23 protein-coding genes are annotated in these 22,991 nt (G+C 60.3%); 14 read left to right on the forward strand and 9 right to left on the reverse strand.

What is annotated here, in order from left to right; all coding sequences use genetic code 11:
* The first annotated feature begins 31 nt into the window (after window positions 1–31).
* From ACP15U_RS00645 to ACP15U_RS00665, 5 genes are all read left to right on the forward strand, one after another.
* Complete coding sequence (locus ACP15U_RS00645; protein ID WP_425043185.1) at window positions 32–811, forward strand: SDR family oxidoreductase; 780 nt, start codon at window positions 32–34, stop codon at window positions 809–811.
* 300 nt (window positions 812–1,111) lie between these two features.
* On the forward strand, window positions 1,112–2,974 hold the full coding sequence (gene uvrC, locus ACP15U_RS00650) for an excinuclease ABC subunit UvrC (protein ID WP_425043186.1): 1,863 nt from the start codon (window positions 1,112–1,114) through the stop codon (window positions 2,972–2,974).
* Window positions 2,975–3,099: 125 nt separating this feature from the next.
* On the forward strand, window positions 3,100–3,771 hold the full coding sequence (gene pgsA, locus ACP15U_RS00655; RefSeq protein WP_425043187.1) for a CDP-diacylglycerol--glycerol-3-phosphate 3-phosphatidyltransferase: 672 nt from the start codon (window positions 3,100–3,102) through the stop codon (window positions 3,769–3,771).
* Window positions 3,771–4,016, forward strand: a complete 246-nt coding sequence (gene moaD, locus ACP15U_RS00660) for a molybdopterin converting factor subunit 1 (RefSeq protein ID WP_425043188.1) — start codon at window positions 3,771–3,773, stop codon at window positions 4,014–4,016. Before pgsA ends, moaD begins: the two co-directional genes overlap by 1 nt.
* Before the next feature lie 4 nt (window positions 4,017–4,020).
* Complete coding sequence (locus tag ACP15U_RS00665) at window positions 4,021–4,461, forward strand: molybdenum cofactor biosynthesis protein MoaE (protein ID WP_425043189.1); 441 nt, start codon at window positions 4,021–4,023, stop codon at window positions 4,459–4,461.
* Between the two features lie 71 nt (window positions 4,462–4,532).
* Here the strand turns inward: ACP15U_RS00665 and ACP15U_RS00670 are convergent, their stop codons facing one another.
* From ACP15U_RS00670 to ubiA, 3 genes are all read right to left on the reverse strand, one after another.
* Window positions 4,533–4,850 carry a hypothetical protein gene (locus ACP15U_RS00670; RefSeq protein ID WP_425043190.1) on the reverse strand — a complete coding sequence of 106 codons (318 nt, stop codon included), beginning with the start codon at window positions 4,848–4,850 and terminating at the stop codon, window positions 4,533–4,535.
* A gap of 1 nt (window position 4,851) precedes the next feature.
* The gene (locus tag ACP15U_RS00675; RefSeq protein WP_425043191.1) at window positions 4,852–6,795 is read right to left on the reverse strand and encodes an OmpA family protein; all 1,944 of its coding nucleotides are present in this window, start codon (window positions 6,793–6,795) and stop codon (window positions 4,852–4,854) included.
* 69 nt (window positions 6,796–6,864) lie between these two features.
* Window positions 6,865–7,827, reverse strand: coding sequence for a 4-hydroxybenzoate octaprenyltransferase (ubiA, locus tag ACP15U_RS00680; protein WP_425043192.1), 963 nt, complete (start codon window positions 7,825–7,827; stop codon window positions 6,865–6,867).
* Between the two features lie 12 nt (window positions 7,828–7,839).
* On the opposite strand from ubiA, the gene ACP15U_RS00685 reads away from it, so the two are divergent.
* The 3 genes from ACP15U_RS00685 to ACP15U_RS00695 all read left to right on the forward strand — a co-directional run bounded on the left by ACP15U_RS00685 (window position 7,840) and on the right by ACP15U_RS00695 (window position 10,526).
* Window positions 7,840–8,565 (forward strand): 16S rRNA (uracil(1498)-N(3))-methyltransferase, encoded by a 726-nt coding sequence (locus ACP15U_RS00685; RefSeq protein WP_425043193.1) that lies wholly within the window; start codon window positions 7,840–7,842, stop codon window positions 8,563–8,565.
* A complete protein-coding gene (locus ACP15U_RS00690) occupies window positions 8,562–9,089 on the forward strand; it encodes a hypothetical protein (protein WP_425043194.1) in 528 nt (175 codons plus the stop codon). The genes ACP15U_RS00685 and ACP15U_RS00690 overlap by 4 nt, the downstream gene beginning before the upstream one ends.
* Before the next feature lie 66 nt (window positions 9,090–9,155).
* On the forward strand, window positions 9,156–10,526 hold the full coding sequence (locus ACP15U_RS00695) for a glutamate--cysteine ligase (protein ID WP_425043195.1): 1,371 nt from the start codon (window positions 9,156–9,158) through the stop codon (window positions 10,524–10,526).
* 89 nt (window positions 10,527–10,615) lie between these two features.
* Here the strand turns inward: ACP15U_RS00695 and plsY are convergent, their stop codons facing one another.
* From plsY to ACP15U_RS00720, 5 genes are read right to left on the reverse strand one after another with little or no spacing between them, the layout of a single operon-like run.
* A complete protein-coding gene (plsY, locus tag ACP15U_RS00700) occupies window positions 10,616–11,221 on the reverse strand; it encodes a glycerol-3-phosphate 1-O-acyltransferase PlsY (protein WP_425043196.1) in 606 nt (201 codons plus the stop codon).
* Window positions 11,221–12,501, reverse strand: coding sequence for a dihydroorotase (gene pyrC / locus ACP15U_RS00705; protein ID WP_425043197.1), 1,281 nt, complete (start codon window positions 12,499–12,501; stop codon window positions 11,221–11,223). The genes plsY and pyrC overlap by 1 nt, the downstream gene beginning before the upstream one ends.
* Window positions 12,498–12,872, reverse strand: coding sequence for a hypothetical protein (locus ACP15U_RS00710; protein ID WP_425043198.1), 375 nt, complete (start codon window positions 12,870–12,872; stop codon window positions 12,498–12,500). The genes pyrC and ACP15U_RS00710 overlap by 4 nt, the downstream gene beginning before the upstream one ends.
* The gene (locus tag ACP15U_RS00715; protein WP_425043199.1) at window positions 12,869–13,396 is read right to left on the reverse strand and encodes a hypothetical protein; all 528 of its coding nucleotides are present in this window, start codon (window positions 13,394–13,396) and stop codon (window positions 12,869–12,871) included. Before ACP15U_RS00715 ends, ACP15U_RS00710 begins: the two co-directional genes overlap by 4 nt.
* Entirely contained in the window at window positions 13,393–14,337 is a 945-nt protein-coding gene (locus tag ACP15U_RS00720; protein WP_425043200.1) for an aspartate carbamoyltransferase catalytic subunit, read from the reverse strand. Before ACP15U_RS00720 ends, ACP15U_RS00715 begins: the two co-directional genes overlap by 4 nt.
* Before the next feature lie 733 nt (window positions 14,338–15,070).
* Here ACP15U_RS00720 and ACP15U_RS00725 point away from each other — a divergent pair.
* From ACP15U_RS00725 to ACP15U_RS00750, 6 genes are all read left to right on the forward strand, one after another.
* Window positions 15,071–15,856: a uracil-DNA glycosylase gene (locus tag ACP15U_RS00725; RefSeq protein WP_425043201.1), complete on the forward strand. Its 786-nt coding sequence runs from the start codon at window positions 15,071–15,073 to the stop codon at window positions 15,854–15,856.
* Window positions 15,853–16,449 carry a metallophosphoesterase family protein gene (locus ACP15U_RS00730; RefSeq protein ID WP_425043202.1) on the forward strand — a complete coding sequence of 199 codons (597 nt, stop codon included), beginning with the start codon at window positions 15,853–15,855 and terminating at the stop codon, window positions 16,447–16,449. The genes ACP15U_RS00725 and ACP15U_RS00730 overlap by 4 nt, the downstream gene beginning before the upstream one ends.
* Window positions 16,450–17,070 (forward strand): LysE family translocator, encoded by a 621-nt coding sequence (locus ACP15U_RS00735; RefSeq protein WP_425043203.1) that lies wholly within the window; start codon window positions 16,450–16,452, stop codon window positions 17,068–17,070. It abuts the gene before it with no gap.
* A 6-nt stretch (window positions 17,071–17,076) separates the two neighbouring features.
* On the forward strand, window positions 17,077–17,619 hold the full coding sequence (moaB, locus tag ACP15U_RS00740; protein ID WP_425043204.1) for a molybdenum cofactor biosynthesis protein B: 543 nt from the start codon (window positions 17,077–17,079) through the stop codon (window positions 17,617–17,619).
* A gap of 109 nt (window positions 17,620–17,728) precedes the next feature.
* The gene (locus ACP15U_RS00745) at window positions 17,729–19,183 is read left to right on the forward strand and encodes an efflux RND transporter periplasmic adaptor subunit (RefSeq protein ID WP_425043205.1); all 1,455 of its coding nucleotides are present in this window, start codon (window positions 17,729–17,731) and stop codon (window positions 19,181–19,183) included.
* Window positions 19,184–19,189: 6 nt separating this feature from the next.
* Entirely contained in the window at window positions 19,190–22,585 is a 3,396-nt protein-coding gene (locus ACP15U_RS00750) for an efflux RND transporter permease subunit (RefSeq protein WP_425043206.1), read from the forward strand.
* Here the strand turns inward: ACP15U_RS00750 and ACP15U_RS00755 are convergent.
* Complete coding sequence (locus tag ACP15U_RS00755) at window positions 22,572–22,991, reverse strand: NUDIX hydrolase (protein ID WP_425043207.1); 420 nt, start codon at window positions 22,989–22,991, stop codon at window positions 22,572–22,574. The genes ACP15U_RS00750 and ACP15U_RS00755 overlap by 14 nt on opposite strands.

The raw sequence follows: 22,991 nt of genomic DNA on the forward strand, positions 1-22,991 counted from the left end.
CAATCGCGAAGGCTGGCAAAGGGGAGCTCATATGACACGCTGTCTGGTTACCGGGGCGGGAATACGCATTGGTCGTGCAATGGCGCTTTATCTGGCGCGGCGCGGCTATGACGTTGCTGTCCATTTCGCCAGTTCCGAAGGCCCGGCGCACGAGGTCGTGGCGGAAATCGAAGCAATCGGGCGCCGTGCTGTGGCAGTGCAGGCTGATCTCCTAAGTGAGGACCAGACGCAGGCTCTTCTTCCACGCGCTGCAGAGGCCCTCGGTGGGCCAATAACCTGTCTCGTGAACAACGCTTCGATCTTCGAGTATGACAATATCTCGATAGCCAGCCGGGTGTCGTGGGACCGCCACATGGAAAGCAACCTGCGCGCGCCCTTCGTACTGACACAGGCCATGGCTGAACAGGGTTTGCAGCCGACCCGCGACGACAACGGAGAGCCGGAGGCAGCCGGCCTGATCGTCAACATGCTCGATCAGCGCGTGCGCAAACTGACCCCGGAGTTTATGTCCTACACTCTGGCCAAGGCCGGTCTTTGGACGCTCACGCAAACTGCCGCCCAAGCGCTCAGCCCGGCCATACGCGTCAACGCAATTGGTCCCGGGCCGACCGTTCAGGGGCACCGGCAAAGCGCCGAACACTTTGCGGGTCAGCGCAGGAATACGATTCTGGAACGCGGGGCGAGCCCATCGGACGTTGTCGGGGCTTTGGGGTTTTTCATGGATGCCGTAGCGGTAACCGGGCAGTTGATTTGCGTGGATGGCGGACAGCACCTCGGTTGGAAGACGCCAGACGTGCTAGGGGTGGAATAGGCGTAAATATCCATGTTCCCCGCAAGTTTTGCACCGCTCACGGCCGGGTGAAAAAGGCGTTACAAAATTGCCTTTGATTTCATGAGCTTGCTGCGTGAACATTTTTTTTCGCAACAGAATCAACATGTTAAAGCATTGCCTATTTTTTGTGCAATTCAACGAAGCGCCCATTTTTCAAGGGAAATCTTCCCGACACCCAAAGATATCTTCAGACTTATCCACAAAAGGCGTGGATTTGTTTTTGCTTGAAACCGGCACGTCAAGATTGCAGCCCGGACCGGAGAATCATATTTCCGTAACATGACCGACCAATCCGACATGCCCCCGACCGGTTATGCCGTCATCCAAGCGCATCTTCGCACGTTGGATGGGTCTCCCGGTGTCTATCGAATGCTGGATGCTCAGGCTCGCGTTCTTTACGTGGGAAAAGCCCGAAACCTTAAGGCGCGCGTGTCGAGCTATTCCCGTCCCGGTCATTCTCCGCGTATCGAGCGGATGATCCGCGAGACGGCCTCGATGATGTTCCTGACGACCCGCACGGAAACCGAGGCATTGCTGCTTGAGCAGAACCTGATCAAGCAACTCAAGCCGAAATACAACGTGCTGCTCCGGGATGACAAAAGCTTCCCCAACATCCTCGTAGCCAAGGGTCACTCTTTTCCCCAGATCAAGAAGCACCGAGGTGCCAAAAAGGAGAAGGGCGCCTATTTCGGACCGTTTGCCAGTGCCGGCGCAGTGAACCGGACCCTGAACCAGTTGCAAAAGGCGTTCCTGTTGCGCAACTGCTCTGGCCCGATGTTCGACAGCCGGACGCGCCCCTGCTTGCTTTACCAGATCAAAAGATGTTCTGGCCCCTGTGTCGGGCTGATTTCCGAGCAGGACTACGCCGCCAGCGTAAAAGACGCCGAACGGTTCCTGTCGGGCCGGTCGACCAGGATACAGGAAGAACTGGCCGCTCAGATGATGGCGGCCTCCGAAGCGATGGAGTTCGAGCGCGCCGCCGCTCTGCGAGACAGGATTCGGGCGTTGACCGCTGTTCAGACCAGCCAGGGCATCAACCCGCGTGGTGTTTCCGAAGCGGACGTGATCGCGCTGCATCTCGAAAGTGGACAGGCCTGTGTTCAGGTATTTTTCATCCGGGCCAACCAGAACTGGGGCAACCGGGATTTCTATCCGCGTGTCGGGGCCGATGTTTCGCCAGCCGAAGTGGTGGAGGCGTTTCTCGGCCAGTTCTACGACAACAAGGAACCGCCCCGACAATTGATCTTGTCCGACGATATCGAGAATGCCGACCTGATGACCGAAGCCCTGTCTGAGAAAGCCGGACGCAAGGTCGAGATCATCGTTCCGCAGCGGGGGGAAAAGGCCGAGCTTGTCTCGGGAGCGCTGCGCAATGCTCGTGAATCTCTTGCCCGTCGGATGGCAGAGAGTGCCACTCAGGCAAAACTGTTGCGCGGACTTGCCGAAGCCTTGGACCTCGACGGCCCGCCAAGCCGAATCGAAGTCTACGACAACTCTCATATTCAGGGAGCCAATGCCGTCGGGGCCATGATCGTCGCGGGGCCGGACGGTTTCGACAAGAACCAGTACCGTAAGTTCAACATTCGGGGTGATGATCTGACCCCGGGTGATGATTTTGGAATGATGAAGGAGGTCCTGACGCGTCGCTTTGCCCGGCTTCTGAAAGAGGATCCGGATCGGGACAAGGGACTTTGGCCGGATCTGTTGTTGATCGACGGCGGTGCCGGGCAAGTCAGCGCGGTGGCCGAAATCATGCAAACGCACGGGGTTGAGGACATCCCGATGGTCGGAGTGGCAAAAGGCGTCGACCGCGACCACGGCAAAGAAGAGTTTCACCGCAAGGGACAGCGCCCATTTGCATTACAACGCAATGATCCGGTGCTCTACTTCATTCAACGTATGCGGGATGAAGCGCATCGTTTTGCGATTGGCACCCACCGCGCAAAACGGGCCAAATCGGTCGGGGCAACGCCACTGGATGATGTTCCGGGTGTCGGGGCAACCCGAAAACGGGCGTTGCTCGCCCATTTCGGCAGCGCCAAGGCGGTGAGCCGCGCCAACCTTGCCGACCTGAAGGCTGTAGAGGGGATTTCAGCTACACTGGCGGAAACCATCTATGACTATTTTCATGAAAAGGGCTGACGCCGGCAATCCGGGCGTTATCGACGCGCGCCTTGGCCTATGCGTCGGGCTCTGGGCGGATCGCACATGCGATTTCCGCTCGCGCCGCCTTTCATGTTTTTCTGCCGCGATGTAAGTTCCGCCGCATGAAGTGGAACCTCCCGAATATCCTGACCTTGTTGCGTCTGCTGGCGGCTCCTGGGCTGGCTGTCATGTTTCTGTATTTCACCCGTCCCTACGCGGATTGGTTTGCATTGCTGCTGTTCATATCCGCAGCGATAACCGATTGGTTCGACGGCTATCTTGCGCGGGCTTGGAAACAGGAAACCAAGATCGGGGCGATGCTTGATCCGATTGCGGATAAGGCAATGGTGGTGATCGCCCTGATGATCCTTGTGGGGTATTCCAACGAACACTGGACGCCGTGGCTAGTGCTTCCTGCCACCGTTATCCTGTTTCGCGAAGTATTTGTCTCTGGCCTGCGGGAGTATCTGGGCGACACCGCCGGGACCCTCAAGGTGACCAAGCTGGCGAAATGGAAGACAACAGCCCAGATGGTGGCAATCGCCATACTGTTTTCGCAGGGCATCTTTGAACATTACTATGTGATGTCGTCGTGGGGTATGGACAACGCGCTAATCGATCAGGTTCTGACGGGAGAGGTCGAAGATCTTCAGGGTCTGCGCTGGAAGGTTGAGGCCATGTTCTGGTCCGGCCGGATCGGGCTCTGGCTGATCTGGATTGCAGCGGCGCTGACATTGATCACCGGCGCGGACTATCTACGTAAAGCCATGCCACATCTGAAGGAGGGGGCGTGATGGACGTTCTGTATTTTGCATGGGTCCGGGAACGAATTGGGCTTCCAAAGGAAAAGATCGAGACCTCGGCTCAGACCGTGTCGCAACTGGTCGAAGAGCTTAAGGCGCGTGAAGACCGGTATCAGGCCGCCTTTGCCGACCTGTCGGCCTTGCGTGTGGCACTGGATCAGGAGTTGAGTGATTTTGAGGCCTCGCTTGCCGGCGTCCGCGAAGTGGCGTTCTTTCCGCCCATGACCGGCGGTTGAGCCAATGCGGATTTCGGTTCAGGATGCACCGTTCGATTTGGGGCAGGAGGCCGAAACCTTCGCTGCCGGCAGCACCGCCGATGGTGCCGTCGTGACCTTTACCGGGGTTGTGCGTGATATCGCGGGCGGTTTGGACGCGATGGAGATCGAACACTATCCCGGCATGACCGAAAGCGCGATCCGGAAGATCGCCGAAGAGGCGCAGGCGCGCTGGAATCTGGGCGATGTGCTGGTCATTCACCGCTTTGGGCGGCTCGCACCCGGAGAGCGGATCATGATGGTGGCAACCGCTGCTCGGCATCGAAAGGATGCGTTCGAAGCTGCGGAATACCTGATGGATTACCTGAAATCCCGCGCGCCGTTCTGGAAGAAGGAAATCACGTCCGCCGGAACCGAGTGGGTCGCCGCAAAAGACGAAGACGAAGAAGCTCTGTCGCGCTGGTAGCCCGCCACGGCATACGTGAACATCCTCGCCCTTTCTGTTGACGCCTGCTTGCGTGGTAGCGCCGTGCGGCCTCAGGTGCGCCCCATATGCGCGCGCAACTCTTCTGCCTCGTGGCGTGCGGCCCGCAAACCGTCCATCGCCGCTGCGAGTTCTGCCTCTGTCTGGGTCAGTTGATTGGTCAGTTCTGCTTCACGTTGCTGAAGGTAGGTAATTGCCTGATCCCGTGTTTCCTCGGCCTCGTGCAACTCCTGACTCATCCGGTCGAGATCCGCGACATCACTTTGGCGGACGCGGGTAAAACGATGCACCAGCCAGTTTGCAAACCATCCCATTGCAAAGGCCACGAAAAGGATGATGGCAGTGGTGATGATGAACTCGGTGCGGTTCATGTCATTGATCCTCGTCCGCTTGGGTTTCGGTTCCCTGATCTTCGGCTTCAGTTGGCGTCGCTTCCTCAGACCCTTCGCCAACAGCCGCGGTTTCCTGTTCGGAGGCTTCCAACGTGGTGGGCGTTTCAGGAATTGGTTCAGGCCGGATCAGGTGGAATTCAATCCGGCGGTTTTCCTCGCGGCCGTCCGGGGTGCCGTTGTCGGCGATGGGGCGGCTCTCGCCATACCCGATTGCCGAAAAGTTGGAGGTCAGCACCCTGCGGGAACGTAATTCGTTCAGGACCGATTGCGCGCGCGACTGGCTAAGTTGCAGGTTCATCTCTTCACGCCCCTGGCTATCGGTATGGCCCTGAATCTCCATCCGGATTTCTGCACATTCGGTCAGGATCTCGGCAAGACGGTCGAGCGTTTCCAAAGACTCGGCGGCAACAGTCGCCGACCCGGGTTCGAAAGCGATTTTGGCGTTGGCCTGAACGGCCGCAAGATCCGCCTCGCACTGGCCCGGATCCGGGGGGAGGTCCTCGGGGGGCGGCGGCGGCCTATAGGTTACGTCCAACTCGTAACTTTGGGCTTGGCCAAGTTTTTCAGACAAGAGCCGGGAGATGATCGCCTTGGCGTCTTCCTGCGAAGAGGACCCGCGCAGGCGCAGTTCATCCGGGGTTACGGTTATGGCGCCGTTGGAAAGAATCGAAAGAGCCTCGAGCCCCGCTAGAACCCGCACCGGCCACCCAGACGGCAGAGTTTCATCCACCCGAGCCGCCATATGAACATTGGACGATCCGAACCGGGATTTTGCGTAGCTGTCGGCCATCTGCCGAAGTGTTTCGTCATTGACGCGGCCGCGCAGCTGAACCAGCCCTTCGGGGCTGAGGGTGGCGGTGAATTCGGGCGGTCCGGCCAGCGTGACAGTTTCCGGTTCCGGAAGCACTGCATGCAAAGCAAAGACATCGGGCAGCGAGGTTTCGAGTTCACCCACAACCTTGTCAAAAAGGCTTTGGTCGGTCCCCTGGGCGGCCACCAGAGTGATATCGGCATCTGCGATTGTCACCGAACCTGCACCCAGCTCGGCCAAAGCCGAAATGCTCTGTTCCGCGGCACGAGGCCAGTTGGGTGACGGAACACCCATTCCAATCACGCAGTTCGACGGACCGGTCAGACCGGCCGATATGGCTGCTTTCACAATCCGGTCGCGGGAGGCCGTGCTCTCGGCGGAACAGGCGTCGAACCGCCCCCCGGTTTCGTCGATCAGGTAGCGAAGCGTGAACGGGGTGATTACCGGGCGCGGGGCCGAGATCTTGAGCGCCAGTCGCACACCAGCAGGTGCGCGGCGCGTCAGTCGGGCCTCGATCCGTTCCTTTTCCTGTGCGCTGTCGGTGATCGCAGTGACCGAAACCTGCTCGGAACTGACCGAGATTTTCGAACGCGGCAGCATCGACAGTGCGGCTTTGGCAAATCGAAGCGCTTCCGGCCATCGGTTCGGAACAGGGTAGTCCGCGGTTTCCAGCAAATCGATCACCGGTGCGTCCCGGGTGATGTCGGACAGTTCGTCTATCAGCGCATCGCGGTCGGATACTTCCGGTATCAGCCCGATCAGAGAGATGCCGCTGTCATTGCGCAGGATCTCGATCAGAAAGCGCGGCGGCACGATATCTGCCGTAGGGGTGACGTCCATCTGGTCGATGATCCGGGCGGCATCGACAACGCTCCCGACCTGACTGATTGCAGTAAAGCGCGCGGCCTCGTCGGGCGCGGTTCCGCTCATGACGACCTGCAGCCCATCGGCCTGCACCTCGGCCCAGCCATGTCCTGTGCGATCAAGTTGTCTGCGCACCGATATTTCAGTGCTGTCCTCGATTGCGGTAACCGCAAAGCTGGCTGCGACCGTGCTCAGCACGGCTGCCAATAGGAAGGTCGCAATGACCACGAACAGAGAGGAAATACGCATTAGCCTCGGGATTGTAGCGTTGTCCGATTGTGATTCCGCTGTCTTACAGGGGACGTGGCCGGGGTTCAATCAGGCCAGCAGGGCCGCAAGAAAGAAGATGAGCGGGATCAAGCCGGTATCCCGATTGGAACGGAACAAGCCAAGCAGTCGGCCGTTATCTTCGATATCAAGTCGGCTGAGTTGCCATGCCATATGCCAACCCATCGCCCAAGGCCCCATCAGGGCAATCACAAGCGCCAATATCGACGCCTGTGGCAGCCCGGCGGCGATCACCGCGAGCCCCATAAGAGCCACCGTGGCGACCAGAAAGCGCCGCAGCCAGGCAGGCGTTTCCGAGCCGAACAGCCGCGCCGTGGATTTGACGCCGATCAGTGCATCATCCTCGGTATCCTGATGGGCATAGATCGTGTCGTAGAACAGGGTCCAAGAGATGCCGGCGGCATACAGAAGCAGCGCAGGTTGGTTCAAGGTCCCGGTATGGGCAACCCAGGCCAGAAGCGCACCCCAGTTGAAGGCGAGGCCGAGAAACACCTGCGGCCACCACGTAAAACGTTTGGCGAAAGGATACACTGCGACAGGCAACAATGAGATGACACCCATCAGGATCGCTGCGGTGTTGAAACTGAGCAGAATGCCAAAGGCCACAAGAGCCTGAAAGCCCATCCAGCCAATTGCCTGTTTCACCGAAACCTGGCCGGAAGGAATCGGGCGCGATCTTGTGCGCTCAACCTGCCCGTCGAAATTGCGGTCGGTGATGTCGTTCCATGTGCAGCCCGCCCCACGCATCAGCCATGCCCCAGCGGCACAGCCGATAGCAATCCACAGATCTTCCCAGCGCGGGGTCTGGTCCCACAGCATCGCCAACGCCAGACCCCACCAGCAGGGCAGCAGCAACAGCCATGTACCGATGGGCCGGTCGGCACGGCTGAGCCTGAGATAGGGGCGGGCAGAAACCGGTGCATAGCGGTCGACCCAGTTGCCGCTCACGGCATCCGAGACCTGACCATCTGGTGTTGGGGCATTGCCTTGCATATGTAGGCTTTCATGAATGCTAAGATCAGGCTGTATGTAGAGCACCCTTTGGGGGCGGGGCAATCGGTTCCTTTGGATCGCGATCAGGCACATTACCTTTTTGGGGTGATGCGGCAGGGTGTCGGCGACCGGGTTGCCCTGTTCAACGGGCGCGACGGGGAATGGCTGGCCGAAGTGGCCACCGCAGGCAAACGCGGCGGTGAGTTGACCTGCGCGGAGCAGTCGAAACCACTGCAGTTGCCACCCGACCTTTGGCTGCTTTTTGCCCCGATCAAGAAGACTCGCACCGATTTCATTGTGGAAAAAGCGGCCGAAATGGGCGCGTCAAGGATCGTTCCGGTGCAGACCGAATATACCAATTCTGAGCGGATCCGGCAGGATCGCCTGCAGGCTCATGCAGTTGAAGCTGCCGAACAGTGCGGAGGAACCTATGTCCCCGAGGTGGCGGATCTGCAGAAACTGTCGCGCCTTCTCGATCAATGGCCCGAAGACCGGCAGTTGATGTTTTGTGACGAGGCCGAGGTGGGCGCTGCACTCCGGCTTTCGGAGCTGGGCAGAGGCAAGCCGTGGGCAATCGTGATTGGCCCCGAAGGCGGGTTTTCGGACGCCGAACGCAAACGCCTCGCAGCGCTACCGCAATCACATGTCGTTAGTCTTGGGCCGAGAATCCTGCGCGCTGATACCGCTGCCGTGGCTGCGTTGGCTCTTTGGCAGCAGGCCCTTGGAGATTGGACATGAGTTTCGTTCGGCCCGAGGCCAGCGCAGCGCTCTGGCGCTGGCGTGAGGTGCTCACCGGGGCTGCAATCACGCTGCTGGGGATCAGTTGGATCATCGGGCCGGGAGGATTGTTGGGGCTGGTCGGCTGGCCGGTTCTGCTGGGAGGCGTGGCTCTGGCGGTGATCGGAGTCCAGCGGGCTCGCTTTCGCAAGGGTGGCGGTGGTCCGGGCGTGGTCTTGATCGACGAAGGCGAAGTCACCTATCTGGGTCCGTTGACCGGCGGCGTGATTGCCATCGACAACATGCAGCGGTTGACGCTGGATCCAACCGGCAGCCCCGCGCACTGGGTGCTGGAGCAGCCAGGGCACCCGCCGCTGATGGTGCCCGTGAATGCAGAAGGGGCTGACGGGCTCTTTGACGCGTTCGCAATCCTACCGGGACTGCGCACGGAACGGATGCTTGCGGAACTCAATGGCGGAGCTGTTCACCCGGTCGTGATCTGGGAACGGCAATCGACACGCCCTTCGCTGGCGCGGTTGCATTGACAGTCTCTGCGTTTGGGGCCACGACTGACCATCTGAACGAAAGCAATCAGGATCGGAGCACCGCTCATGTCCATTCCCCAATCTGGTGGCGGCCCCATCGAGAGACACGAGCAGCTGGCTGAGTACCTGGCCGATGGCTGCAAGCCTAAGGATCAATGGCGGATTGGCACCGAGCACGAGAAGTTCGGCTATTGCAAGGACACACTCAAGCCGCTGCCCTATGAAGGGAAGCGCTCGATTCTGGCGGTCCTCGAGGGGCTGCGCGATCTGCACGGCTGGTTGCCATTGGAGGAAGGCGGCAAGCTGATTGGCCTGGAAAAAGACGGGGCCAATGTCTCGCTTGAGCCGGGCGGGCAGCTCGAATTGTCCGGAGCGCCGCTGGAAACCATCCATGAGACCTGTGACGAGGTGAACGCGCATCTGCGTGACGTCAAGGACATCTCGGACAAGATCGGTGTCGGGTTCATCGGCCTGGGGGCGGCTCCGATCTGGACGCACGAAGAAATGCCGGTCATGCCCAAGGGGCGCTACAAGCTGATGACCGACTACATGGACCGCGTGGGAACCATGGGAAAAACCATGATGTACCGCACATGCACGGTTCAGGTGAATCTCGATTTCGCATCCGAAGCGGACATGGTGCAGAAACTGCGTGTGGCGCTTGCATTGCAGCCGGTTGCAACCGCACTGTTTGCGAATTCTCCGTTTCTCGAAGGCAAGCCGAACGGCCACAAGTCTTGGCGGTCGCGGGTCTGGCGGGATCTGGACGCGGATCGAACCGGCATGTTGCCATTTGTGTTCGAGGACGGCTTCGGCTTCGAACGCTGGGTGGAATACGCGCTCGATGTGCCAATGTACTTTGTCTATCGCGACGGAAAATATGTCGACGCGCTGGGGCAATCCTTTAGAGATTTCCTCAAGGGACAATTGCCTGCCCTGCCGGGGGAAACTCCGACGTTGAGCGATTGGGCGGATCACCTGACAACGATCTTTCCCGAGGCGCGGATCAAGAAATTCATCGAGATGCGTGGCGCGGATGGCGGCCCGTGGCGGCGGCTCTGCGCTCTGCCCGCTTTCTGGGTCGGGCTGACATATGATCAGGCTGCGCTGGATGCGGCGTGGGGTCTGGTCAAGGGCTGGGATGCCGAAACCCGCGAGGCTTTGCGTGTGGCGGCCAGCCAGCAGGGTCTGCAGGCAAAGGTGGGCAGTATCGACATGCAAGATCTGGCCCGCGAAGTTGTTGCCATCGCCGAAGCGGGGCTCCGTTCACGCGCCTGTCCCGGCGCCGGTGGGCTGGTGCCGGACGAGACCCATTTCCTCAATGCTCTCAAGGATTCGCTGGACAGCGGCAAGGTGCCCGCCGACGAGCTGCTCGACCGTTACAGCGGTGAATGGCAGGGCGACCTGACGCGGATCTACGGCGAATTCAGCTATTGATCTGACCGAGAGATTGATTTCGAACAGGTTCACTCTGTCTTGCGTGGATCTGCTTTGTCAGTTTCGCGCGCAGGGCGGCTTTCGAAAGATCATTTCTGACCGATCCGGGGCTCTTCCCCGGCCCGGATCCGCATGATGTTGGACCGGTGCCGCCAGAAGAGCAAAAGTGTCAGAAGGATACCCAGAATGAGGGTCGTTCCAAAACCAAGGACCACGGCCCACAGCGTCGATAGAGAAGCCGCGGCTAGCGCCCCCATCGACGAGATCCGAGTTGCAGCGGCCGCCGCTAGCCATGTCAGACAGCAGGCAATTCCGACGGGCCACGCAAGTGCCAGCCAGATCCCGAGGAATGTGGCGACACCCTTGCCCCCCCTGAAGCCCAACCAGACCGGATAGCAATGCCCGATGAATGCGGCCAGGGCGGCGATCTGAACGGCATCCTCGGCCGCAAGCGCACGGGCGAGCAGAACCGCCGCGGCGCCCTTGCCACCATCAAGCAGTAGGGTCAGGGCTGCGGCCATTTTGTTGCCGGTGCGTAGCACATTGGTGGCCCCGATATTGCCCGAACCGATCTCCCGTAGGTTGCCGAGATTCATCAGGCGGGCCAGAACCATGCCGAAAGGGATCGATCCCAGCCCGTAGCCGATCACGGCCCAGAGGATGAGCTGAAGTGTACTGCTGTCAATTTGGGGCATCAGGCTTTCCGATAGATCTCTTGTCCTGCCAGGTAGGTTGCGAGAACCCTACCTTGCATCCTCTGACCGTCAAAGGGCGTGTTCTGGGATTTTGATTTCAGGGTGAACCGGTCCAGCACAAAAGGAACATCAGCATCGAACAGCACGAGATCCGCAGGTGCGCCGGCGCTCAGGCGCCCGCTTTCGAGGCCAAGACGTTTCGCCGGATTGAGCGACATGGCCCGGAACAATTGCGGCAGGGTCAGCTGTTCGGAATGATAAAGGCGCAGAGCCGCAGGCAGCAGCGTTTCCAGCGCCACAGCGCCCGATGCGGCCTCTTCGAAGGGCAGGCGTTTGCTTTCTTCATCTTGCGGCGTGTGCATCGAACTGATGATGTCGATCAGGCCCGTTCGCACGGCTTCGACCACGGCGAGCCGGTCCTCTTCGGACCTGAGCGGGGGTTTGACCTTGAAGAACGTCCGGTAACCGGCAACGTCCAGCTCGTTCAGAGTCAGGTGGTGGATCGACGTTCCAGCGGTGATGTTCAGCCCGTTGTTCTTTGCCCGTTCGAGGGCGGGCAGGGCGCGGGCAGTTGTGATCTGGTCGGCGTGGTAGGCGGCCCCGGTCATTTCCAGTAGCGCGATATCCCGGTCCAACCCCATACGCTCGGCCATCGGGGACACGGAAGGCAAACCATATAGCGTCGCGAATTTACCGCTTGTCGCTGCCGCGCCAGAGCTCAAGCCCGGTTCCTGCGGGTGGGCGATAACCAGCGCATTGCAGGACCGGGCATAGGTCAGGGCGCGAGTGAAAACCTTGGTATTTGTGACGACATGATCGCAATCGGTGAAGGCCGCGGCCCCGGCATCCAGCAGGAAGCCGATTTCGGTCATTTCGCGCCCTTCGCGCCCCTTTGTCAGTGCCGCCATGGGCAACACATTGACCGGCGCGTCGGCCTGTGCGCGGCGGGTGACAAATTCCAGCGACTCTGGTGTGTCTGTGGCCGGCAGCGTGTCAGGCCGGGTGACGATGGTGGTAACACCGCCGGCGGCGGCAGCCTGACCGGCAGATTTGTAGCTTTCTTTGTGGCGCTCGCCGGGTTCGCAGACCTTGACACCGGTATCGACGATGCCCGGCGCCAGGCAGTGGCCGCCACAATCGACGACTTCTACGCCCTCGGGTACACCAATTTCCTGACCCGCCTCCCGGATGCGGCCGCCCGAAACCAGCAGGCTTCCCGGTGCATCCGTTCCGGCTTCGGGATCGATAAGCCGAGCGTTCTGAAACAGGATTTCGGTCATGGGCGCGCCCTTTCGATGGCTTGCACGGTGGCGGCCGGGTCCGCCTGATATTTGATGAGGTGCTTGTCCCCGCTGCCGGTGATGATCTGCACAAAGCTTCCCATTGAACGAACTTTTTCGATCTGGTTCAGCGGCACGTTTCGACCGGCTCCCCGGAGGGTGCCGCCATCAATTTCCCAGACCACGGCGAGCTCATCTGACGCAAGATACCAGCCGCGCACGGCGACTGCGGCAAGTCCTGCGACTGCCCCTGTCCAGACATGCGGGTTGCCGATCAGCCACAGCACTGCCATCGCGCCCGCCATACCAAGCGCTGCCAGCCATGCATGGCTGCGGATATAGGCTTGGCGGTCGGCGGGAAAGTGGGTCACAGCACCAACCACAGAAGGCCTCCGATGATTATCGTCATCACAAAGGCAAACAGGGAAAACCCGATCCAACGGGCCCGCGCGCGTGTTTCTCGGGGCGAAGGTCGAGGCGCGGAATAGGGTTTTGCACTCTCCGCCTCAATTGGTTTTGCCGACCAGTCCACCCCGGCTTCGCGATAGATCTCGACCGGGATAACGCGCTGATCGGGGTCAAGTTCGGCTGCGGTTCCGTTGAAGGCGGAACTGCGGACCAGCATCACCCACCCCTGTATCTTTTCCAGTTGTTCCCGGTCGATCTGGTCTTCGGATATCCCGCATCCTTCGGTGAGGTAGCCAAAGAGTCCGAGCTCTTCGAGATCCCAGACCGGAAAGACTTCGACATGGCGATCGTCGAGCCCCTCGACCCCCAAAAGCTGGGCCGCGGCTCCGGGTTCGCGAAGGAACCGGGCATGTTCTGGGGCAAGGTCCAGCGCGAAAAGGCGCAACAGGCGGCGTTCGCCGGTGTCCACGGTCAGGATATCGCTCATTTGGATACCTCCAGATTGCGAGCCAGCAGCTCCATTGCCGCCATCCGCACTGCGACACCCATCTCGACCTGTTCCTGAATCACCGAGCGATTGATGTCGTCGGCCAGCGTGCCGTCGATCTCAACGCCTCGGTTCATCGGGCCGGGATGCATGACAATGGCATCCGGCTTGGCCAGCGACAGCTTGTCGGCGTCCAGCCCGTACCGGTGGTAATACTCGCGCTCCGACGGAATGAAACCACCGTCCATCCGTTCGCGCTGGAGCCGCAGCATCATCACCACGTCCACGTCTTTCAACCCTTTGCGCATGTCGTCATACACCTCGGCTCCGAATTCGGCGAAATGGCCGGGCACCAGGGTCGGCGGGCCAATCAGTCGAATGCGGTTTTCCATCTTGCCCAGTAGGATCAAGTTGGACCGAGCCACACGGCTATGGGCAATATCGCCACAGATTGCGATATTGAGCCGATGCAGCCGCCCCTTTGCGCGGCGAATGGTCAATGCATCAAGCAGCGCCTGCGTCGGGTGTTCATGCCGTCCATCTCCGGCGTTGAGAACGGCGCAGTTCACTTTTTCAGCCAGCAGGTCCACCGCGCCGGAATGCGGATGCCGAACCACCAACAGATCGGGGTGCATCGCGTTCAAGGTCATCGCGGTGTCGATCAGGGTCTCGCCCTTTTTGATAGAGCTTGCCTGCATCGCCATGTTCATCACGTCCGCACCCAGACGCTTGCCTGCAAGTTCGAAACTGGCTTGCGTGCGCGTCGAATTCTCGAAGAACATATTGATCTGCGTCAGGCCGGACAAAACGTCCGAGTGCTTTGCCGATTGCCGGTTCAGATCAACATAGGTTTCGGCCAAATCGAGAATTGCCGTGATGTCGAGTTGGGAAAGATGTTCGATGCCAAGAAGATGACGGTGGGCAAAACGCGTAGCGTTCATGGCGAGGGCTCCGATCTGGCAGGTCGAAAGTGCTTATAGGGAGGGGGCGGTGCCGGGGCAATATCCGCAAACATGGTCAATTCAGTCCGTCCCTCTCTGTCGGCGTGCAGCCACCACCTTGGACACATTGCTCTCCGGGGCGGCACCATTTACCGAACCCGCAATCCACGGCCTTGACCGGAACACAGCCACGGCCCTTGGAGCACTTGAAACCCGGGCGGCATTCCGAGTCCGTTTCCTCACATTGGAACCACCCCGGTTCAGAGCACCCTCCGCCTGGCAAACACCCTGTCTGCGGATCCGGGCGAGTCAGATCAAGGCCCTGAAGTCCTCCGGGCTTGGTGCAACCTCCGTTGATGGCGCAAACTGTACCAGGGCGGCAGATCGTTCCGTCCCGGCACCGGGTCGACCCATGCGGCGCGCAGCTGGTTCCGGCGCCAGTGCAGATTTGCCCGGGTGGGCAACTGACTCCACCGCCGCAATAATTTCCGCCAGGTGGTATGCAGTGTCCGTCCCAGCTGCATCTGTGTGAAGCGGGGCAGCAGATTGTTCCGCATCGCCGCTGGCCTGCCGCGCAATCATCTCGCAACCCCTGAGCATCTGCAGGAAATGAGAGCCACAGGGCAACAAGGCAGGCAAGAACTCGAAACATCGCCCCATGCTGTCTTGCAGTCGGTTGTCGCGCAAGCTCAATCCGCTTTCCCTCGCCGATTGGGCGGGTAGAGTGGGACACATGGAATCGGCCTTGGATTATCACGAAGCTCGTGCATTGCTGGAGTGGCAGATTGAGCTTGGCGCACTGGATGCTATCGGCGATCTGCCGGTGGACAGGTATGCGCTGCCCGACACCCGAGCCGAGACGCGAAAAAAGGCGAAACCCGCCGCGGTCTCAGATAGTGTTCAGCCTGCTTTGCACACGAATGCCGCAGATCCAGTGCAGCTTGCACGTCAGGTCGCGCAGTCCGCGACCTCTCTGTCCGAGCTGAAATCCGCGTTGGCAGGATTTGAGCATTGTGATTTGAAAAAGGGCGCCCGCAACCTTGTCTTTTCGGACGGTGTGGCCGGGGCCTCGGTCATGATCATCGGAGAGGCACCAGGACGAGAGGAAGACCGCGAAGGGCTGCCCTTTGTCGGGCGGGCTGGTCAATTGCTGGACAAGATGCTGGCAGCGATCGGGCTCGACCGAACCGAAAGCGTGTATATCACCAATGTTCTACCGTGGCGGCCGCCACAAAACCGCGACCCGCGGCCAGACGAAATCGGAACGATGGTCCCGTTTCTTGAGAGGCATGTCGCATTGGCAAAGCCCGACATGCTGGTTCTGATGGGCAATATCAGTTGTCAGGCGGTGTTGGGCAAGCGGGGGATAACCCGGCTTCGTGGCCAGTGGGAACAAGCGATGGGCTTGCCGGTTATGCCGATGTTCCATCCGGCCTATCTTCTTCGCCAGCCGCAGATGAAACGACAGGCCTGGGCGGACCTTCTTGAACTGCAGGCGCAACTCCGGGATCTGACATGAAGATTCTCGCTTTCTCTGATCTCCACTTGGCCCGCGCCCGTGCCGCCGATTTGGTCGCGGCCAGCGCAGATGCGGATCTGGTGATCGGCGCAGGGGATTTCTGCAACATGCGGCAGGGATTGGATCAGGCGATGGACATGTTGTCCGGTATCAGCGCACCTTTCGTGGTTGTGCCCGGCAATGCCGAGAGCGTCGATGAACTGACGCAGGCAGTCCCGAATGGGGTTCATGTTCTGCACGGATCGGGAGTGGAAATCGGCGGGTTGCAGCTGTTCGGGCTTGGATATGGCGTGCCGGTCACCCCTTTCGGATCGTGGTCTTGTGATCTGACAGAGGCCGCAGCGACGGTCATGCTGCTGCATTGTGAAGCGGCCGATATCCTCATAACCCATTCGCCGCCCCAGGGCGTTGCGGATGTGACATCTCAGGGTGTGTCGGTGGGGTCAGAGGCTGTCTATTCCGCCATCGATCGGATTCAGCCAAAGCTGGCGCTTTGCGGTCATATCCACGACAGTTGGGGCGTACGCGAAAAAATCGGAGTAACCGACGTGGCAAATCTTGGTCCGACCGTCAACTGGTTCGAGGTGAGTTGAATGATTGATCCGGTGATCCTGTTGGCATTTCTTCCGGCCGCACTGGCGCTGAACTTCACGCCGGGCGCGGATATGATGTTCTGCCTTGCGCAGGGGGTGCGGGTCGGTCCCAGGGCGTCGCTGGCAGCAAGTGCCGGGATTTCCTGCGGCGCGATGGTCCATGTTCTGCTGGCCGGCCTTGGTGTCGGCGCCGCCGTTGCGGCTCAACCCTGGCTATTTGACGTGATCCGCTGGGCCGGGGTTGGGTATCTTCTGTTTCTGGCCTATGGCGCGATTCGGAACGGCGCCTTGCCGGCACAGGGGCCGGGGCAACCAGTGAGCAACGCCTTTCTGACCGGAATGGTCGTGAACCTGACCAACCCCAAGGTGATCCTGTTCGTGCTCGCCTTTGTACCGCAATTCGTAGACCCGTCGACCGGCTCGATCCTCGCTCAGTTCCTGATACTCGGGGCGATGCTCGCGCTTGGCGGGTTCGTGGTGAACGGGCTGGTTGGTGTGTTTGCCGGCAGCGCCAGCCGCCGCCTGACCGACAATCCGCGCTCCAGCAGGATATTGGGCTGGATTACCGGAAGCATTTTTGCCGCGCTTGCTGTGCGGCTGGCCATATTGGAAAGGGCCTGACATCTCATGTCCCGAATTGACGAAGCAAAGGAATTCATTCCGATTCGTATCGCCGTGTTGACCGTTTCCGACACCCGCTCGATTGAGGAAGACCGCTCGGGCCAGACTTTGGTGGACCGGATAGCGCGGGCAGGTCACGAGATTGCCGATCGCAGAATTCTTCGGGATGAGCGAACCGAGATCGCCGACCAGTTGCGCGTGTGGATCGCGGATCCGACGGTTGACGTTGTGATTTCGACCGGAGGCACGGGTCTGACGGGCCGGGATGTCACTGTCGAGGCGCACAGGGACGTGTATGAAAAAGAGATCGAGGCCTTTGGCACAGTCTTCACGACCATTTCGATGGAGAAAATAGGCACATCGGCGGTTCAATCCCGCGCTACCGGAGGGGTAGCGGGCGGAACGTATCTCTTTGCACTGCCGGGCAGTCCGGGCGCTTGCAAGGATGCATGGGACGGGATTCTGGAGAAACAGCTCGATTATCGTCACCGACCCTGCAACTTTGTGGAAATTCTGCCGAGATTGGACGAACACCAGCGACGGAAGTAGGCTGGCAGCACGTTTTACGTCTGTGTGACCGCCGTGAGGCTTGGCATTTTTCAATGTCCAGCTACCTTTGGACTTGGCGGCCTCAAACGACCCGACAGGTGAGACAAGAATGCGATTTTTGCGGCAAAGCCTTGTAGGCGTTTTTCTGGCCTCGGTGACTCTGGCCCTTTTGATCTATGCCGGTCAATTGGTGTTCGGGGCCGTTCAGGAACGCATGAACGCGGACAAGAACCCGCCGCAGGCCCGCGAACGGGTGTTTGCCGTTAATGTGGTCACGGCTGAACTGGACCGCATCACGCCCATTCTCGAAGCATTCGGCCAGATCCAGAGTCGTCGCACGCTTGAATTGCGCGCCGCCGCAGGAGGGCGGGTGATCGAATTGGCCGAACAGTTCGAAGAGGGTGGTTCTGTGCAGTCCGGCGATGTGCTGGTAAGAATCGATCCGGCAGATGCGCAATCCGCGTTGGACCGGGCCAATTCGGATCTTCTCGACGCTCAGGCCGAAGAGCGGGACGCCGAGCGTGCTCTGGCTCTGGCCCGCGACGAACTACAAGCCGCAGTCGATCAGGCCGAATTGCGAGAGCGTGCCCAAAAACGGCAACAGGATCTTCAGGATCGTGGCGTGGGAACGGCAGCAGCTGTAGAAACCGCCGAACTGTCCGCGGCTTCGGCGCGTCAGGCCGTACTGGCCCGCCGGTTGTCGGTCGCACAGGCGGAATCTCGAGTCGACCAGACTGTGACCCGGTTGGCGCGGGCTCAGATCACGCTCGACGCGGCCCGTCGGGATCTGCGCGATACCACAGTAACTGCAGGATTTGATGGCACGCTGAGCGGTGTAAATCTTGTCGAGGGACGGCTTGTGTCGGCCAACGAAAAGTTGGCCGAGCTGGTGGACCCGTCGGCGTTGGAGGTGGCGTTTCGCGTATCGACGGCGCAGTATGCGCGGCTGCTTGATGCGGCCGGGCAGCTCATCCCGGCCTCGGTTGTGGTCTCACTCGACAGCAGCGGAGCCGCATTGCAGACAGGCGGGATCATCAGCCGAGACAGCGCAGCAGCGGGCGATGGCCAGTCAGGCAGGCTGATTTATGCCCGACTTGATCTGGCGCCGGGGTTCAAGCCGGGTGATTTCGTGACGGTTCTTGTCGAAGAGCCGCCCCTCGAGGGCGTTGCCCGTCTGCCAGCTTCGTCGCTTGATGCGTCCGGCACCGTACTGGTGATTGGCCCGGATGACCGGCTTGAGGCATTGCCAGTGCGGCTGATCCGTCGCCAGGGTGACGACATTCTGGTTCGCGGGTCTGGACTGGAAGGGCGCGAGGTTGTTGTCGGCCGGACACCGCTTCTGGGGCAGGGGATCCGTGTTCGCCCCTTGCGCAAGGAGGCAAGGGCTGAACCCGAAGCCGCGATGCTGGACCTGTCCGACGAACGCCGGGCACGGCTCGTGGCCTTCGTTGAGGCCAGCGACCGTTTGCCCGCCGAGGCCAAGGCCCGTGTCCTGAACCAGCTTGCCAAGACCAAAGTTCCGGCCCGGCTGGTCGAGCGGATCGAGTCGCGGATGGGGGGCTGATCGGCCATGATCCGCGAAATCCCCAGCGCCGCAAAAGGCATACTGAGCTACTTTACCCGTCACCGCACAGCGGCCAACCTTTTGTTGCTTGTTCTTCTGGTTCTGGGCGCAGCGGCGATGCCCAACATGCGGGCTCAGTTCTTTCCCGATGTGATCGTTGAAAATGTTCGTGTCGAGGTGACATGGGAAGGCGCCGGTCCGGAAGACGTGGACAATGCCATTGTTCAGGTGCTGGAGCCGGGATTGCTGTCTGTCGACGGCGTAGAAAGCTCGGAAGCCAGTTCCCGCGAGGGCCGGGCCTCGATCCGGCTTGAGTTTGAACCTGGCTGGGACATGTCCCGCGCCGCGGATGACGTGCAATCTGCAGTCGATGCGATCACGACCCTGCCGGATGATGCCGATGATCCCACTGTCAGGCGTGGAGCATGGCGTGATCGGGTGACCGATGTTGTGATCACAGGAGATTTGGGTGCTGAACAGCTTGGCCTGTTGGCTGACGAGTTTGTCACCCGACTGTTTGAGGCAGGTGTTACACGGACCACCATTCGGGGCGTGGCCGCGCCGCGCACGATTATCGAGGTGCCTTCCAACCAGCTGATCGCCAACAACATCACCATGGCAGAGATAGCCGAGGCCATTGCGGCCGAGGCGACGGCCAACCCTGCCGGCGATGTTACCGGAGCCAATGCCCGGGTGAGAACCGGTGTCGAAAAACGCAGCCCCGAACAGATTGAGCGCATCGTGTTGCGGTCCAACCCGGACGGGTCCAAGCTTCGGATCGGCGATCTGGCCAGCCTTCGGGTTGAAGGGGTGGATCGCAACCGCAGCTACTACGTAGGGGAGCATCCGGCCATGTCGATCCGGGTGGATCGATCGGATGCCGGAGATGCAATCCGCATTCAGCATCTCGTGGCCGAAGTTGCCGACACCATGCAGCTCAGCCTGCCCGAAGGTGTCACGATACAGCTGATCCGCACCCGTGCCGAAGCCATCACCAACCGGCTCGACATTCTTGTGGACAACGGGCTGATGGGGCTGGCTCTGGTGGTCTGCCTGCTGTTTTTGTTCCTGAATGCGCGGATTGCCTTCTGGGTGGCGGCCGGGATCCCCGCTGCGATGTTTGCTGCTGTGGCTCTGATGTATGTCGGTGGGCTGACCATTAACATGGTGTCGCTGTTCGGGCTGATTATCACTCTGGGGATCGTGGTGGACGACGCAATCGTTGTTGGCGAACACGCTGATTTCCGGGCGCGCAGGTTGGGAGAACACCCGGTCGTTGCCGCCGAAAACGCCGCCCGAAGGATGGCAATGCCAGTCTTTGCCGCGACTCTTACGACTGTGATTGCGTTCTTTGGGCTCGTTGCCATCGGGGGACGGTTTGGCGATCTGATCCGGGATATTCCGTTCACGGTGATCGCGGTCCTGCTCGCGTCGTTGGTTGAATGCTTTCTGATCCTGCCAAACCACATGGCTCATGCCATCGCGCATTCCAGCAAGCAACACTGGTATGATCTGCCGAACCGCATCGTCAATCGAGGGTTCCGCTGGGTGCGGGATCATCTGTTCAGACGGCTGATCGCCTGGGTCGTGTGGGCGCGTTACGTGGTCCTTGCAGGGGCCATCGTGATCCTTGCCAGCCAGCTGGCCCTCTTCATTGGCGGTGATGTCAAATGGCGGTTCTTCAACGCGCCCGAGCGTGGGTCAGTTACCGGCAATTTTGCAATGACTGAAGGGGCCACCCGCGAGGACACGCTGGCCATGATGCGCGAGATGCAAAGGGCCACCGAAGAGCTGGGCAAGATCTATGAGGACCGGTATGGCCTTAATCCGATCGACTACGTGATGGCCGAAGTCGGCGGCAATGCCGGACGCGGCCTGTCCGGTGTCGAGACGAAGGACACCGATCTTCTGGGCGGTATCTCGATCGAGTTGATTGACGCGGATCTGCGCCCGTATTCCAGCTTTGCGTTCGTGGCGGAATTGCAGGAAACCGTTCAAAATCATCCTTTGGCCGAGACTGTCAGTTTCCGCGGCTGGCGCTCGGGGCCCGGCGGTGACGCGCTCGATGTGCAGTTCTTCGGGGCAGAGGTGACATCGCTCAAGGGGGCGTCTGAGGATCTGAAAACCGCCTTGCTGCCCTATGGTGAAGTCTCTGCGGTCGAAGATGATCTGGCCTACGATAAGGAAGAGATCGTTCTGGACCTCACGCCGCAGGGGCAGGCGCTCGGGTTCACCATTGGCGGGTTGGGGCGGGTTCTGCGGCATCGGCTGAACGGGATTGAGGCGGCGACCTATCCCGACGGACCTCGAAGTGCCGAGATCCGGGTGGAACTGCCTGCCGGCGAACTCACCGCCGATTTCCTTGAACGAACACTGATGCGGGCACCCAATGGCGCCTACGTGCCTCTCGCCGATATTGTCAGCGTGGAACAGCGGACCGGGTTTTCGACGGTACGGCGTGAGAACGGGGTGCGGACGATCTCGGTTACCGGGGATATCTCGGAAGACGATCCAGCCCGCGCCGAGGCCATCGGCGACGCACTTGAAACAGAGGTTCTGCCGAAGATCGCAAGCGAGCGGCAAGTCGAGTGGCGTCTGTCAGGACTCAGCGAACAGGAAGACGAGTTTCTGAGCGACGCTCGGACCGGGCTGACCCTCTGTCTGACCGGAATTTATCTGGTTCTGGCCTGGATCTTTGCCAGCTGGACACGGCCACTGGTGGTGATGGCAGTCATTCCGTTCGGCCTCGTGGGCACGATCTGGGGGCACTACATCTGGGATGTGCCCCTCTCGATGTTCACCGTCGTCGGCATGCTGGGAATGACGGGGATTATCATCAACGACTCGATCGTTTTGGTGACAACCATTGACGAATACGCAGAGGATCGTGGCCTGATACCTTCGATCATCGAAGCGACGTCAGACCGATTGCGGCCGGTGATGCTGACAACTCTGACCACTGTTCTGGGCCTGACGCCGCTTCTCTACGAAAGCTCGCAACAGGCGCAATTCCTGAAACCCACGGTGATCACGCTTGTTTATGGTTTGGGCTTTGGGATGTTCCTCGTGTTGCTGTTGGTGCCGTCACTTGTTGCGATGCAACGGGATTTCGCGCGTCCGATCCGTGCGCTGCGGCGGGCCGTGCGGGCACCCAGCCCGATTTTGCGGAGCTGGGTTCTGGGTTACGGGGCTTTGCTGTTGGTCTGGCTAGGGTTCGTGGTGGTGCAACCGGCGCTAACTGGTGCCATGCCGGTGTTTGTCTCCGATGCAGTGCCGGTACTGGGGGATATGCCTGCCGCGCGGGCCGGGCTGCTGCTTTTTTGTTGCGGGGCACTGGTTTTGCTGATTGCAACCCTGATCCTGACAGCGCTGCTGCGCGGGCGCGGGATCAGACGGGTCTGAGCGCCCGTTCCAGCAGATCGGTCACGCCCGACAATAACGGCAGTCCGCTATCCGCCAGTTCATCGGTCGGAATCCAGCGGGCATCCATCGCATCATCGTTGGCATAGGGCGTTCCGCGGACATAGGTGCAGGCGACAGCCACAAGAAAGTAGTGGGTTGTGGTTTCACCGTCGGCGTCCCGCCGCAAAAGGTCGAACTGGTGCAGGTATCGCGATGGTCGGGCTTCGATTCCGGTCTCTTCCATCAACTCTCGCACGGCGGCTTGCCTGACGGTTTCGCCCCACTCCACATGCCCGCCGGGAAACCCCCATAGGCCACGACCGGGATCCTTGCCGCGTTGGGCAAGCAGGACATGGTCATCATGGATCAAGACGGCCAGAGCGCCGAGAAGAGGTATCTGCGTCAT

Source organism: Primorskyibacter sp. S87, from assembly GCF_049801055.1.
GTDB lineage: Bacteria > Pseudomonadota > Alphaproteobacteria > Rhodobacterales > Rhodobacteraceae > JBNAGF01.